Annotated in this window: 13 protein-coding genes and 1 other RNA gene; 6 read left to right on the top strand and 8 right to left on the bottom strand. The window is 41.7% G+C overall.

From position 1 onward, the window contains the following. Positions 1-69: 69 nt before the first annotated feature. The 3 genes from modC to modA are packed head-to-tail and all read right to left on the bottom strand — an operon-like array spanning position 70 to position 2,627. Positions 70-1,137: a molybdenum ABC transporter ATP-binding protein ModC gene (modC, locus tag GKR71_RS01505; protein WP_036950539.1), complete on the bottom strand. Its 1,068-nt coding sequence runs from the start codon at positions 1,135-1,137 to the stop codon at positions 70-72. Between the two features lies 1 nt (position 1,138). Beyond that, positions 1,139-1,828 (bottom strand): molybdate ABC transporter permease subunit, encoded by a 690-nt coding sequence (gene modB / locus GKR71_RS01500; RefSeq protein ID WP_154633857.1) that lies wholly within the window; start codon positions 1,826-1,828, stop codon positions 1,139-1,141. Positions 1,829-1,850: 22 nt separating this feature from the next. Then, positions 1,851-2,627: a molybdate ABC transporter substrate-binding protein gene (gene modA / locus GKR71_RS01495; protein ID WP_036950547.1), complete on the bottom strand. Its 777-nt coding sequence runs from the start codon at positions 2,625-2,627 to the stop codon at positions 1,851-1,853. A gap of 263 nt (positions 2,628-2,890) precedes the next feature. Between modA and GKR71_RS01490 the strand changes: the two genes are divergently transcribed. Next, positions 2,891-3,946 (top strand): ElaD/SseL family deubiquitinase, encoded by a 1,056-nt coding sequence (locus tag GKR71_RS01490; protein ID WP_187369807.1) that lies wholly within the window; start codon positions 2,891-2,893, stop codon positions 3,944-3,946. Between the two features lie 82 nt (positions 3,947-4,028). On the opposite strand, the gene GKR71_RS01485 is transcribed toward GKR71_RS01490, so the two are convergent. Further along, positions 4,029-4,181, bottom strand: coding sequence for an AcrZ family multidrug efflux pump-associated protein (locus GKR71_RS01485; protein WP_036950553.1), 153 nt, complete (start codon positions 4,179-4,181; stop codon positions 4,029-4,031). Between the two features lie 191 nt (positions 4,182-4,372). Here GKR71_RS01485 and modE point away from each other — a divergent pair, with 191 nt between their 5' ends. From modE to GKR71_RS01465, 4 genes are all read left to right on the top strand, one after another. Beyond that, the gene (gene modE / locus GKR71_RS01480) at positions 4,373-5,161 is read left to right on the top strand and encodes a molybdenum-dependent transcriptional regulator (protein ID WP_036950555.1); all 789 of its coding nucleotides are present in this window, start codon (positions 4,373-4,375) and stop codon (positions 5,159-5,161) included. 134 nt (positions 5,162-5,295) lie between these two features. Then, positions 5,296-6,774, top strand: a complete 1,479-nt coding sequence (modF, locus tag GKR71_RS01475; RefSeq protein ID WP_036950558.1) for a molybdate ABC transporter ATP-binding protein ModF — start codon at positions 5,296-5,298, stop codon at positions 6,772-6,774. Between the two features lie 373 nt (positions 6,775-7,147). Then, the gene (gpmA, locus tag GKR71_RS01470; RefSeq protein WP_036950561.1) at positions 7,148-7,900 is read left to right on the top strand and encodes a 2,3-diphosphoglycerate-dependent phosphoglycerate mutase; all 753 of its coding nucleotides are present in this window, start codon (positions 7,148-7,150) and stop codon (positions 7,898-7,900) included. A 175-nt stretch (positions 7,901-8,075) separates the two neighbouring features. Beyond that, on the top strand, positions 8,076-8,816 hold the full coding sequence (locus GKR71_RS01465; protein ID WP_154610166.1) for a hypothetical protein: 741 nt from the start codon (positions 8,076-8,078) through the stop codon (positions 8,814-8,816). A gap of 71 nt (positions 8,817-8,887) precedes the next feature. Here GKR71_RS01465 and aroG read toward each other — a convergent pair whose 3' ends face one another. The 3 genes from aroG to nadA form a co-directional block, all read right to left on the bottom strand. Then, positions 8,888-9,943, bottom strand: coding sequence for a 3-deoxy-7-phosphoheptulonate synthase AroG (aroG, locus tag GKR71_RS01460; protein WP_108479387.1), 1,056 nt, complete (start codon positions 9,941-9,943; stop codon positions 8,888-8,890). 332 nt (positions 9,944-10,275) lie between these two features. Beyond that, entirely contained in the window at positions 10,276-10,998 is a 723-nt protein-coding gene (gene pnuC, locus GKR71_RS01455; protein WP_036950573.1) for a nicotinamide riboside transporter PnuC, read from the bottom strand. Positions 10,999-11,093: 95 nt separating this feature from the next. Next, complete coding sequence (gene nadA / locus GKR71_RS01450) at positions 11,094-12,134, bottom strand: quinolinate synthase NadA (RefSeq protein WP_108479386.1); 1,041 nt, start codon at positions 12,132-12,134, stop codon at positions 11,094-11,096. A 239-nt stretch (positions 12,135-12,373) separates the two neighbouring features. On the opposite strand from nadA, the gene GKR71_RS01445 reads away from it, so the two are divergent. Further along, complete coding sequence (locus tag GKR71_RS01445; RefSeq protein WP_154633856.1) at positions 12,374-13,249, top strand: aminoglycoside 6-adenylyltransferase; 876 nt, start codon at positions 12,374-12,376, stop codon at positions 13,247-13,249. A 47-nt stretch (positions 13,250-13,296) separates the two neighbouring features. Here the strand turns inward: GKR71_RS01445 and GKR71_RS01440 are convergent. After that, positions 13,297-13,425, bottom strand: a non-coding RNA gene (locus GKR71_RS01440) — RtT sRNA. Positions 13,426-13,629: the final 204 nt, after the last annotated feature.

Raw genomic sequence — 13,629 nt, 5'->3', positions numbered from 1 at the left:
ATACACAAGTATGTGACTAGGGTGAGTTAATGAAGTCAACAACGCTGTGGTGTGAAGAACGACGAGCCTTTAGAACGTTTTAGAAAGAGATGCCGACTTAACCTGCGCAAACACCTTCCGTCCTTTACGAATCGAAAGTTCATCCCTAGCCCAGCGCGTGATCCTTGCCCATAAATAGTGCTCATCCCCCAAATCTAACTTCACATCCACTTGCTCGCCATCCTCTATCCATTCCACTACTTCCGCAGAAAGAATATTACGGATACTGCTCACTGAAGGTTTTTCAAGCACTAAAGAGACATCAGATGCATCAATACGTAATCGCAACGCACTGTTTTTATCTACATCTACGCGAGGGATCCACAATTTTTGATTACCCACCATCACCGCCGTCATTTGATAATCAGGGTGCTGGCTATGCACCTCCACACTCAACACGCTACTCAAGGTTTCTTGCTGTAACCAAGGGCGTAATGCGCTACTTGCCCATACCTCTTCTAGGGGGCCAAACGCCTTCACTTTACCTTGCGCCATGACGATAACTTTATCTGCCAAACGCAGAATTTCATCGAGGCTATGACTGACATACAAAATCGGGATTTTAACGTCTTGGGAGAGCTTTTCTAAGTAAGGCAATAATTCACGCTTACGTGGGAGATCAAGGGAGGCTAATGGCTCGTCCATCAACAGAATTTCAGGCGCTGTTAATAATGCACGCCCAATCGCCACCCGCTGTTTTTCCCCACCAGAGAGAGTCATTGGGAAGCGATTTAGTAATTTTTCAATCCCCAATAATTCAACGATATCGTCGAATCGCTCTTTCATTTGCGGCGCCATACCGTAGCGTAAATTGCTTTTTACGCGGTAGTGGGGAAATAACCGAGCATCTTGGAAAACATAGCCAATATGACGCTTTTCAGGGGGCAAGCAGATCCCTTTTTCGATATCCACCAGCGTGCGTCCATTGAGAACGATACGCCCTTTATTTGGTTTAGTTAACCCGCCTATCACGTTGATTAGTGATGTTTTTCCCGCACCTGATAATCCAAAAACTGCGGTGATACTTTCTGTGGGTAGCTGGGTATTCACTTCCATTTGTAAATCACCCAATTTTTGCGCGAAATTTAGTTCTAACATACTAGGCTACCCCCAGACGCTTCTTGCCCCAACGGGTGAGCCATTCTGAAATTAATAACGAAATTAATGCTAAGACAATCGCAATAATGCACAGACGCGCCGCATCAGTTTCTGCTCCCGGCGTTTCTATCAATGTATACATAGCGAGTGGGATTGTCTGAGTTTCCCCTGGAATATTAGACACAAACGTAATAGTTGCCCCAAATTCGCCAAGAGAACGTGCAAAAGCTAAAACCGTACCGACAATAATTCCCGGCAACGATAATGGAATGGTGATCGTGAAAAAAACTCTTAATGGGCTCGCGCCAAGGGTTCGTGCGGCTTGTTCCAGCTTTTTATCTACAGCTTCTAGCGCTATGCGTATCGCTCTCACCATTAATGGAAATGCGACCACCGCCGATGCCAATGCCGCGCCGCGCCAACTGAATGTAAAACTGAAACCAAACCAGTCATACAGCCATTCGCCAATAAATCCTCGCTTCCCCATACTGACGAGTAGCAAATATCCCACTACCACTGGCGGTAGCACCAATGGTAAGTGGATAATACTGTCGAGCAATGTTTTGCCAGGAAAATGGCAGCGGACTAATACCCAAGCCATCAAAATACCAAACGGTAAGCTAAATAGCACCGCCACGCTGGAAACTTTTAAACTGAGGTAAATCGCTTCCCATTCATATGGACTTAACATCTGCAACGATATGATCTCTTAATTATTTTTGATTTGGAGTGAAGCCGTAACGCTTGAATATTTCTGAAGCCGCTGGGGTTTTCAGGTATTCATAGTAATCACGGGTCGCTTTATTATCCTGATCTTTCACAATTCCCATTGGATATTCAACAGGTTTATGAGTGTCTGCAGGGAAAATACCCACTACTTTTACTTTTTGGCTTGCAACAGCATCAGAGCCGTACACAATACCTAATGGTGCTTCTTGGCGCTCAACGAGTGCCATTCCGCTACGTACGTTGTTAGTACGCGCTAATAATGGGTCAACCGTTTCCCAAGCTCCTAAATAGGTCAATGCTTCTTTTGCATAAATCCCAACAGGAACGTGATCAGGGTCGCCGACTGCTAAGCGGCCGCCATCTAACAGTTTTTTCCAATCTGTCTGTTTGTTAATTTCCACTTTATCGATTTTTGAATCTTTTGGTGCAATCAACACTAGCTCGTTACCTAATAAAGTATAGCGGGTGTCTTTAACCATCAGATTTTTATCAATCGCAAAATCCATCCACTGCTGGTCAGCAGAGATAAACATGTTTGCGGGTGCGCCTTGCTCAATCTGGCGAGCCAGCGTTGAAGAAGAAGCATATGAAGCGACTACCTCAACATTCGTTTCTTTCTTATATTGCTCTGAAATTTCATTCAGTGCATTAGTCAGTGATGCCGCCGCAAATACGGTAATTTTTTCAGCCGCGAAGCTATTACCTGCCATAGTCAGTGTTAACGTGGCACCCGCAACCAGAGATATCAAACCTTTTTTCATGTTAATCCACCATTGTATTATTTAACTCGCTATATATATCAAGATACAGCGATAACTTAAAGTCAAACAATACATAAAAGTGTGCTAGCTCAAGAACTCATCCACTTTTTCTCAATGGGATACTTATCATGCTAATTACACCGCAGGATTTTTGGGTCTTAGCATCATCGCTTTTATATAGCCTTAAATATATTTCCTTTGTAATTTTATCGGCACAAATCATTTACATTTGAATGTTTAATTCAATTTTTTTGCCATGCGTCATGAAAAAAGGAAAAGGTATGATTCCCACACAGGTAGTACGCGCTCCAACCCAAAATAATTACATAAGCGGATTAACGACCGAACAATTTAATCGATTATTTGATGAAGAGATCAATCCAGAAACGTTGGATGTTTTGGGAAAACAGGCAGGAAATGGCGATTTAAACAGTATTGAGTTACTACACAATATCGCCCTACGCCAAGGCTCTTCAGGAAAAAAAGCCGAAAATATCCTATTCGATTTATTCAGTGGTAAACAGCCAGCAAAGAAAGGAATTGATAAGGAAATACAGAAAACCAGTGAAGCGTTATACCAACTATATACCGACAAAAAACTCGCAAACCACTTTGACGATTCAAAGTTAAAAAAACCGTCTAAGCTCCTCTATATTATTGGTTCATCCATAAAAAACCTCATGGATAAGATTGGATTAAGCACCCTGTTATTCAAAGATGATAGAACAGAATCAACACTTTGGGATACAAATAGAATGGTCACCAGCGATGAAATTGATTCCGAGAATAAAGCCCTCAACGCCTTACCATCTAATATAACCATCAATAGCGCAATGCCTCTTACTCTAAGTGGGTTAGATTTTTTGAAGGAAAATATTGAACAAAAAGAGAAAAATTCGCAGGGATTGAATCAACTTGAATTATTCCCCATCAATGTCCACGAGCATTGGATTTTGCTTGCACTTTATCGAGATCAATTGACACAGAAAACCGATAGTGTGGTATTCAATTCATTCACTGGACTCGCGCCCGAAATTCGTGAACAACTCATGGATGCCGCTCAAGTTGTTGGGGCTGGTGATAATATGACCTTTATTGAAGGGAATATTCAACAATACGTGCCAAATGGTTGTGGGCTATTTGTTCTTGAAGCAATCAAAAAATTAACTGAAAACACACAACAAGATCCAATAGATATCCTCAAAACATTCCACAAAAATTTCCCAGAAAAATCCGTAGAAGAACAACAAGAGTTTAATATTCAAAACCGCAGAGAGTTGTTTTCAAACTATTACGATGACCAACATCATTTATTTTAAAGCGCTCTACTAAAACGAAAAGCCCCTTGACTGCATGCACAATCAAGGGGCTAGGATTAATTCGAGCTAAGCTCGCTATGTATTACTTATTTTCAGTATTATGGTGATGCGGAACATGCGCTTTAGACAATAGGTTAAAGAATGAACCTAAGCCATAGATCAGACCCATGATCAATACCATTACAACCGGAACCATTAATAGGGCAAAACCCAAACTTTTGATAAGTTCTAACATCTAAGCCTCTTCAGTGATACTGTGCTCACCAGCATTCTGATACGCTGACGAGGGAAAAATCAATATAACAAAAATAATAACGCACAATAGCATTATATTGCATACTATTTTAGACAAATTATTATACTAGCAACATACTAAATGTGCTTTTTGCCTTTGCCGCCACAATCCTAGCAGGGAGATTTTAAACAATGCAGGCCGAAATCTTACTTACATTGAAGCTACAGGGAAGTTTATTTGCCGACCCTCGCCGAATTGCGCTATTAAAGCAGATAAAAGCAACAGGATCGATTAGCCAAGGCGCTAAACTTGCAGGGATCAGCTATAAAAGTGCATGGGATGCCATCAATGAAATGAACCAACTGACCGATGATATTCTGCTGGATAGATCAACCGGAGGCAAAGGTGGCGGCGGAACCACTCTCACCCAGTATGGAGAAAGATTAATCCAGCTCTATGATTTACTGGGGCAAATTCAACAGAAAGCCTTTGACGTGCTCAAAGATGATAGCCTTCCCCTTGATAGTTTACTCGCTGCAATCTCTCGCTTTTCATTGCAAACCAGTGCCCGAAACCAATTTTTTGGTACTCTGATTGCTCGAGATCACAACCATGTTTTACAGCATGTTCAAGTGAAATTGGCCGACAAGAAAACTGTCATTAATGCCGCACTAACCGAGTCCAGCGCTAACCGCCTTGGCTTAGTTGAAGGGAAAGAAGTCCTCGCTCTGATTAAAGCGCCGTGGGTCAAATTGACCAAACAACCAAGCGAAACCCATTTTGATAATCAACTGGCAGGCACCGTTTCAACCCTCGAAAGAGGTCCTGAAAACAGCGAGATCCTTGTCGCTTTAACGGGTGGAGAAACACTCTGCTCTACCTTATCAAATCAAGAAGTTGATGCGTTAAAACTGGCGATTAACGACCCGATTACAGCGCTATTTAATGCCGACCAAGTGATTATCGCTACACTTTGTTAGATTTTTAGGGGTTAACGCCCCTAATATTGCTCCTAATTCGCTATTTTTTAGCTTCCCCCTCATGTCGACTTATTGACTTTACCTGTAAACCTGATTATTTGTGGTAGCAGGCAGGTCAATGATAAGGAAGCTAAATGAGCTCGATAACAATACAAAATGGGTGCTTTAAGCTGAGCGAGACCCAAACGCTCGATATTCCTCATCTCGAAATTCATTCGGGTGAAAGCTGGGCTTTTATTGGTGCCAATGGTAGCGGAAAATCATCGCTAGCACGCGTACTCTCTGGGGAGTTGAAATCCCTTACCGGAATCACCCAAAGCGGCTTCAAGTCCCCTATCCGCCTCTCTTTTGAGCAGCTACAAAAAATCATCGCAGAAGAGTGGCAACGTAATAACACCGACTTACTCAGTGAAAATGAAGACGATACGGGCTTTACTGCCGCGGAAATTATTCAACTTCATCATAAAGATAATGAATTGTGCTTAGAACTTGCGGCTAAATTTGGTATCAGCGATTTGCTATCACGCCGCTTTAAATATCTGTCTACCGGGGAAACTCGCAAAGTCTTACTGTGCCAAACTTTGATGAGCTCTCCAGACTTACTGATCCTCGATGAACCTTTTGATGGCTTAGATATCTATTCACGAAGCAATCTTAGCGAACTGCTATTTAGTCTGCATGATAAAGGTCTCACTTTGGTATTAGTTCTCAATCGATTTGATGAGATTCCCGATTTTGTTGAGCACATTGGTGTTGTCGCTGACTGTAAACTCACTCTAAGTGGAGATAGAGAGTCAGTGCTTGCTAACACCCTAATCCACCAGCTACAACACAGTGAAAAAATCAAGCAACTCACTATTCCTGAACAAGAAGATCCCACGATTGAAGAGGCTCTAGATACAGAGACACCACGTATTGTTTTAAACAATGGTGTCGTTAGCTACAACGATAAACCCATTTTACATGAGCTGAATTGGCAAGTTAATCCCGGAGAACATTGGCAGATCATTGGTGAAAATGGTGCGGGTAAATCCACATTGTTAAGCCTGATCACTGGTGACCATCCTCAAGGTTATAGTAATGATTTAACCTTGTTTGGACGCCGTCGCGGCAGCGGAGAAACGATTTGGGATATTAAGCGCCATATTGGCTATGTCAGTAACAGTATTCATCAAGAGTATCGTGTGGCAACCAGTGTACTTAACGTAATTATTTCCGGTTTCCATGACTCCATCGGTCTGTATCAAACACCTTCAGACCGCCAAGTTCAGTTAGCTTATGAATGGCTAGCACTGCTTGGATTTGCACCACAAACGGCTCAACAACCATTTCATAGCTTATCGTGGGGTCAACAGCGATTAATTCTGATTGCTCGCGCTTTGGTTAAACACCCTACCATGCTTATTTTGGATGAACCTCTTCAAGGGCTTGATGGGCTAAATCGCCTGCTGGTATTACGTTTTATCGATATCATGCTTAGCCGAGGAAATACTCAGCTATTGTTTGTTTCACATCACCAAGAAGATGCGCCATCGTGCATTACCCATCGCCTGAAGTTTGTCCCTGATGGGGATAAATACCGCTACGATATTGAAATTGTCTCAGAATTATAACCTTGCTATCTTGCTGGTAAGTATTTACTTACCAGCATCATTTATTACCCCTTATCAAATTTCCCAATAAATTAATCCAGCACATATTATTATTGAATTTTTCACTTGCTGTATCGATTCACTTAGGGTTAAATCTATGGCATACCTTCTGATTTACTGAGCCAGTGACACGGTGCTAAAACACCTAATAGACTAAATCGTTTCGTCTAACCTTAAGTTAAATTAAAACCACTAATCCCAAGATATTATTGCTTTTTTTGACTTGAAACTGAGAAAACGTCATGTTGTCACTAGCGTTCGGGACGACTATCCCTATAATGTAGGTCAGCAATAATTCATTTCTAATTTGAATGTACTGATAGGAGTTTTAGCTATGGCTGTAACTAAACTGGTTTTAGTAAGACACGGTGAGAGTGAGTGGAACAAAGAAAACCGCTTCACCGGTTGGACTGATGTAGAACTGTCAGAGAAAGGTCGTGAAGAAGCCAAAAATGCAGGTCAACTTCTGAAAAAAGAAGGTTTTGTTTTTGATTTCGCTTATACCTCCGTTCTGAAACGTGCCATCCACACCTTATGGAACATTCTGGATCAAGTTGAACAGCAATGGCTGCCAGTTGAAAAAAGCTGGAAATTAAACGAGCGTCATTACGGTGCACTGCAAGGCTTAGACAAATCAGAAACCGCGGCAAAATACGGTGATGAACAAGTGAAACTGTGGCGTCGCGGTTTTGCAATTACCCCACCAGACCTGACTAAAGATGATGAGCGTTTCCCTGGTCACGACCCACGTTACGCAAACTTAAAACCATCTGAATTACCAGTGACTGAAAGCTTAGCAACCACTATCGATCGCGTTGTTCCTTACTGGGAAGAAGTGATTAAGCCACGTGTTGAAAAAGGTGAGAAAGTGATCATTGCCGCTCACGGTAACTCACTGCGTGCTCTGGTTAAATACTTGGACAACATGGGTGAAGAAGAAATTCTGAACCTGAACATCCCAACAGCAGTGCCACTGGTTTATGAGTTCGATGAGAACATGAAACCAATCAAGCGCTACTATCTGGGTAACCAAGATGAAATCGCAGCAAAACAAGCGGCGGTTGCAAACCAAGGTAAAGCGAAGTAATTACTAACTTTTCTTTATGCCTATTGAGGGTTAAGCCAATGGCTTAGCCCTTTTTTATTGGCATTTTTCTTTATTTTTCGAGTTTGATTATAAAATCCATCACCTCAGAGTGTCGAAAACACCGAGAACCGACTATCATAGGGAAAATTCACTGAAAGGTTTATAATACAAGATAATGAATAAGTTTAATCTTTATGTCTGGGTGGGGTTGATCCTCAGCGCCAGTATTTTAGGTGCGCTACTGTATATGTTACAAACAGGGGAAATGACTCTTGAAGGCCCTGCTGGCAGCGCAAACCCTGAGCTGATGAAAACATTGATGATCATTGCGTGTGTCAGCTTCCCTCTGCAAATCGTCAGCATGATGGTTCTCAATTATAAACCTACATTCGCTATTGTTCTGGCCGTGGTCAGCAGCGTCGCATTAATGCCAATTACCATTGTGTTTGCGATGGGTATGGTCTTTTCTGCCATCCGCTGGCGTTACCACCAACTCACGCCATTTGATACCACCATTAATGTGCCTTTCGACGTCAGTATCCCGATGAATAAACGCAGCAATACAATGATGGTATTCCCGATTGCGATTTTAGGTATCGTACTGATTGTATTAAGCCAAAGCCTAGGTATGTTTTTATTTGTGCTGGCAATTTTCTTAGGTTTCTTTGGTAAAAAAGCGAGTAGCACTACCTACTTGGCTATCAAAGATGCACATTTTTATATTCGCCCGAATATCTTTGCTTATTGTTACCGTATCCCACTCAAAGATGTGTTCTACGTAAAAAGTGAAAAAGGAAAATTATTTTTCACTGCTAAAGTAGACGGTTCAGATATTCAGCTCTCTGCTAATCCTGCCAATATGACTCCTGAAGATCAGGCAAATATTGAAAAATTATTAAGCCGAGTGCAAAAATAGTCACAAAAAAGCCAGTTCCGAGAACAACGAACTGGCTTTTCATTCATGTTATTAAATTTGTATTTTATGGATTACTTTTGACGACGAGCAATCACCGCATCGGATAATTGACGTAAAACTTTTTCCGTATCATCCCAACCAATACACGCATCAGTGACACTCTTACCGTAAACCAAAGGCTCGCCAGATTCTAAATTCTGGTTACCTTCAACTAGGTGGCTTTCGATCATCACACCCGTAATTGAGCGATCGCCATTGCTAAGCTGGGCGCTAACATCCGTTGCAACTTCCATCTGTTTTTCAAATTTCTTGCTGCTGTTCGCATGACTAAAGTCGATCATAATGCTTGGGATAAGCCCTGCATTCGTTAACCCTTCACGCACGTCTTTAACATGTTCAGCGCTGTAATTTGGCGTTTTGCCACCACGTAAAATAATATGGCAGTCAGGGTTTCCGCTTGTATTCACAATCGCTGAATGGCCCCATTTAGTGACCGATAAGAAACTGTGCGCCGAGCGCGCTGAATTAATAGCATCAATCGCAATTTTAATTGTGCCATCAGTTCCGTTTTTAAACCCTACAGGGCAAGATAAGCCGGAAGCTAATTCACGGTGGATTTGTGATTCAGTGGTGCGCGCACCAATGGCGCCCCAGCTCATTAAATCCGCCACATATTGTGGGCTGATCACATCGAGGAATTCACCCGCCGTTGGTAAGCCCTGGTCATTGATCGTTAGCAGCAGCTCGCGCGCGATACGTAACCCTTCGTTAATATCAAAACTATGATCCATATGAGGATCGTTAATTAATCCTTTCCAACCAACTGTAGTACGCGGTTTTTCAAAATAAACACGCATCACAATTTCTAAAGAATCTTTTAACTCTTCACGAAGTTTTTTCAAGCGCTCAGCGTATTCCAAAGCCGCTTTTGTATCGTGAATAGAACATGGACCAATGACAACGACTAGACGGTCATCTTTCCCTACTAGGATATTGTGAATAGCATGACGAGCTTCATGAACGGTAAACGCCGCTTTATCGGTTGCTGGAAATTTTTCAAGCAGTGCAATAGGGGGTAATAATTCTTTTATTTGTTTTACTCTGACGTCATCGTTCTGATAGTTCATACTGGCATATCCAATGTTTATTATTTTTCCTAAAGTTGAGTTACATACCTTTTTGAGTCTCAATAGCTAACAATTAACTTAAAATGCGACAGGTATCGAATTTTCAATCTAACTGTTCCCTAGCCATCTGTAAACAGCCAAAATGGCGAGATAATCACTCATTATTCCGCTTCTGATTATAAAATGAGGTGAAACAGTGATATCTAGCACAATAGCTAAACAGTTGAGGGATAATACAGAGTAAAAATATAAAGAAACGGCTAAATAACGATGATGTTACTTTAACCGTTTTTTGCATTTTTTCCTATTGAGTAACTAACTTAACAAGAAGCTTAGTCACGAGATAACGCCGTTGAGCCATTTTCTTTCGCGGATTTGATCCACAACCGAGAACCATTCAATGCAATACCAAGCAGAATTAAATATTCCAGTGACATTGCATAAACGCCTTGGATAAAGAAAATCACAATACTAATAACGTTAATCACTACCCAGAGTAGCCAGTTTTCTACATACTTACGGGTCATTAAAATCATCGCTACCACAGATAACACAGTCATTGTGGAATCCCAGAATGGGAAAGCATCTGGATCTAGCGTTGGTAAGGTTAAGTTAGCGCCAAATAGGTTTAATAATTCAACCGCCCAAGTTGCAAGGCGCCCAAATGCCGCATCAATATTAAAGGTAAGGAAAATAATAGCTAAAACCGAAATAACCAGCGTTGTTAACGCCTTAGGAAGACTTAGCCAACGGATTTTCAGCTCTGCTTCTTGAGCATTTGATACGCGACTCCATGCATACCAACCATAAATATTGGCGCCGAAGAAAAATACCTGTAAAAGCAAATTAGCGTATAACTGAATTTGGAAAAAAATCACTGCGAATAAGGTCACATTAATGAGACCAAATAAGTAGTTGATAGTTTTTTCAAAGCTTGCCAATAGAATGCACAATAAACCCGCTATTGTGCCAACAGCTTCAATATACGAAAGGTCATAAATAGTTCCCCATACAGGGATCTGCACTAACGTATTTGCGGTGCTAAAAAACTCCATTTTCAAATCCTATTTATCATTCATCGTTAAAATAGCATTGCTCATCAATATCACACGGTTAACTTATTTGAAATTAAACCGCTCATTTTTGGTTGTTATTTTAGACTTTCTGCAAACTTTAACATTTTATCCAATGGTAATAGGGCTTTTTCACGCAGCTGTGCGTCTACATGAATTTGGTGCTCGATACCATTGCCTTCTAAAGCCGCTGTAATCGCCTGTAAGCCATTCATTGCCATCCAAGGACAATGGGCACAAGTTCTACATGTGGCCCCCTCACCTGCCGTTGGAGCAATATACAGTGACTTATCTGGACACGCTTGCTGCATTTTATAAAAAATACCCTTATCGGTCGCTACTATCATGGATGGGTTAGGTAACGTTTGTGCAGCTTTAATCAGTTGGCTAGTTGAACCGACAGCATCCGCTAAATCTACAACCGCCTGAGGCGATTCAGGATGAACCAATACCGCCGCTTCAGGATACATGGCTTTCATTTTCTCTAATGATTGGGTCTTAAATTCATCGTGAACGATACAAGCCCCTTGCCAACAAAGAATATCCGCGCCAGTTTGTTGTTGAACATAGCGCCCTAAGTGCTTATCCGGCGCCCAAATAATCTTTTCGCCGAGGCTATCTAAGTGTTCAATCAACTCCACCGCAATACTGGATGTCACGACCCAATCTGCACGGGCCTTTACCGCGGCTGACGTGTTCGCATACACCACCACAGTTCTGTCTGGGTGAGCATCACAGAAGCGGGCAAATTCTTCGTCTGGGCAGCCAATATCCAGCGAGCATTGTGCGTCGAGTGTTGGCATCAAGACATTTTTTTCTGGGCTTAGGATTTTGGCTGTTTCCCCCATAAATCGTACGCCAGCAACAACAAGGGTTGATGCATCATGTCGAGCGCCAAAACGCGCCATCTCAAGGGAGTCGGCAACACAGCCGCCAGTTTCTTCAGCTAATGCTTGTATTTCAGGATCGGTATAGTAATGGGCTATGATCACCGCATTTTTTTCGACCAATAATTGCTTAATGCGCTCACGATAAAATGCTTTCTGATCGGTATTTAACAGTGCTGGCTTAGGAGGAAAAGGATAAACAGCATGGTCAAAATCGATAAACTCGCTCATTTCTTGCCTCTGTTTAGTAGAAAGTTATTTTATGCTTATAAATATTCATAAAACCTCTAATTCTACATACTTTTGTTTTATATACTAAACAAGATACGCTTATTTGGCTAAGATGTCTCCAACCTTTTCACCTATAAGCGAATGATTTTATCATAGTGCCCTTTTTCGCGATTTGTTTTTCGCTTTTATCCTCATTTGTCGGTATCTTAGCGGCTTCTGTTAACTCCAATAGGTTAGTTATGGAATCACCTGCAACGCTATTAAATAAAATAATTTCTATTTCACTACTCGAACCTAGAATCGAAGCCGTCATACTGACTGGATCTAGAGGGAGAGAATTAGACATCGATGGCTATTCAGACATCGATATTGAACTCATTGGTCATGGTGTGACTGCACTTTTCAATGATAAACAATGGGTTAGCCTTATTGCCAATCCATTAATCGCATTACATTTAGAAAATGGTGGTGAAAATGAGCCAGAAGATCCCACCTGCTTAGTAATTTATGAAGAGGGGCGCAAAGTAGATTTTACATTTGCAGAACCTTCTCGATTACTCAAAATGCAGCAACAAGGGTTAGATAGTACTTACTCACGTGGTTTCATGGTGCTGTTAGATAAAACCGGGATCACGGATGCACTACCGTCGCCTAATCCTCGCGTATTAAAACCTGCACCGTTAAGTGAACATCAGTTTAATGAACTGGTTACGGATTTTTGGTTTGAAGCACACCAAGTAGCAATTGCATTAACGCGTAATGAGCTATGGAGTGCTTGGTCAAGAAGTACTGACATGAAACGCTTCTTTCTCAGTTTACTTGAACAAACTGTTGCTCATGGAAATACACAGCATGATGTTTGGTATAACGGTAAACATTACCAGCAATGGATGCCTGTGCGTGTTATTCAAGCAACTGAAATGATTTTTGACTGTAGCACTGCGCAAAAAGCTGCATTATCTCTACATTGCTTGATGGGCCATTTTATGGAAGCGATGACTGAAGCCATTGAACTGTTTGGTTATCAAGATAACCGAGCGGTAGGTTTAAAAGTGCAAGAAATTGTTATCGGGATCTTAAAGGATAATGGATTAATTCCTGAAAATCTGGAATAAATGGTATTAGGCTGGCGAGGGAATGCTGGTTTTTGGGGTACTTGAGATGGTGGGTCGTGCAGGATTACTCGGACTTTGCCCTCGCCCTTCGGGTCGTTGCGACAAGCGCAATGCTGTCTCGCTTCGCTCGGCTCGAACCTGAACGCAGCTTCTCACCTACACTCAACGTACAATATGCAAATGACAGAGTTGTTTAGGATTGGGGAGTTTACTTGAGATGGTGGGTCGTGCAGGATTTCAGTTCTTCGAACTGACACTTCGTGTTGAACCTGCAACCATCTTATCGAGGTATAATTCAATCACTGGAGTTTTACTTGAGATGGTGGGTCGTGCAGGATTCGAACCTGCGACCAATTGATTAAAAGTCAACTGCTCTACCA

Origin of the sequence: Providencia sp. wls1922 (assembly GCF_009706505.1) — a bacterium.
In the GTDB taxonomy this organism is placed as follows: domain Bacteria; phylum Pseudomonadota; class Gammaproteobacteria; order Enterobacterales; family Enterobacteriaceae; genus Providencia; species Providencia lanzhouensis.
The sequence above is the reverse complement of the archived record's forward strand: the minus strand, read 5'-3'. Positions and strand labels throughout refer to the sequence as shown.

Excerpts from the sequence above, each read along its gene's own strand:
- modC (WP_036950539.1), bottom strand. The coding sequence starts at position 1,137 with ATGTTAGAACTAAATTTCGCGCAAAAATTGGGTGATTTACAAATGGAA.
- modF (WP_036950558.1), top strand. The coding sequence starts at position 5,296 with ATGAGCTCGATAACAATACAAAATGGGTGCTTTAAGCTGAGCGAGACC.
- nadA (WP_108479386.1), bottom strand. The coding sequence starts at position 12,134 with ATGAGCGAGTTTATCGATTTTGACCATGCTGTTTATCCTTTTCCTCCT.
- GKR71_RS01445 (WP_154633856.1), top strand. The coding sequence starts at position 12,374 with ATGGAATCACCTGCAACGCTATTAAATAAAATAATTTCTATTTCACTA.
- aroG (WP_108479387.1), bottom strand. The coding sequence starts at position 9,943 with ATGAACTATCAGAACGATGACGTCAGAGTAAAACAAATAAAAGAATTA.
- modE (WP_036950555.1), top strand. The coding sequence starts at position 4,373 with ATGCAGGCCGAAATCTTACTTACATTGAAGCTACAGGGAAGTTTATTT.
- GKR71_RS01485 (WP_036950553.1), bottom strand. The coding sequence starts at position 4,181 with ATGTTAGAACTTATCAAAAGTTTGGGTTTTGCCCTATTAATGGTTCCG.
- modA (WP_036950547.1), bottom strand. The coding sequence starts at position 2,627 with ATGAAAAAAGGTTTGATATCTCTGGTTGCGGGTGCCACGTTAACACTG.
- GKR71_RS01465 (WP_154610166.1), top strand. The coding sequence starts at position 8,076 with ATGAATAAGTTTAATCTTTATGTCTGGGTGGGGTTGATCCTCAGCGCC.
- GKR71_RS01490 (WP_187369807.1), top strand. The coding sequence starts at position 2,891 with ATGAAAAAAGGAAAAGGTATGATTCCCACACAGGTAGTACGCGCTCCA.
- pnuC (WP_036950573.1), bottom strand. The coding sequence starts at position 10,998 with ATGGAGTTTTTTAGCACCGCAAATACGTTAGTGCAGATCCCTGTATGG.
- modB (WP_154633857.1), bottom strand. The coding sequence starts at position 1,828 with ATGTTAAGTCCATATGAATGGGAAGCGATTTACCTCAGTTTAAAAGTT.
- gpmA (WP_036950561.1), top strand. The coding sequence starts at position 7,148 with ATGGCTGTAACTAAACTGGTTTTAGTAAGACACGGTGAGAGTGAGTGG.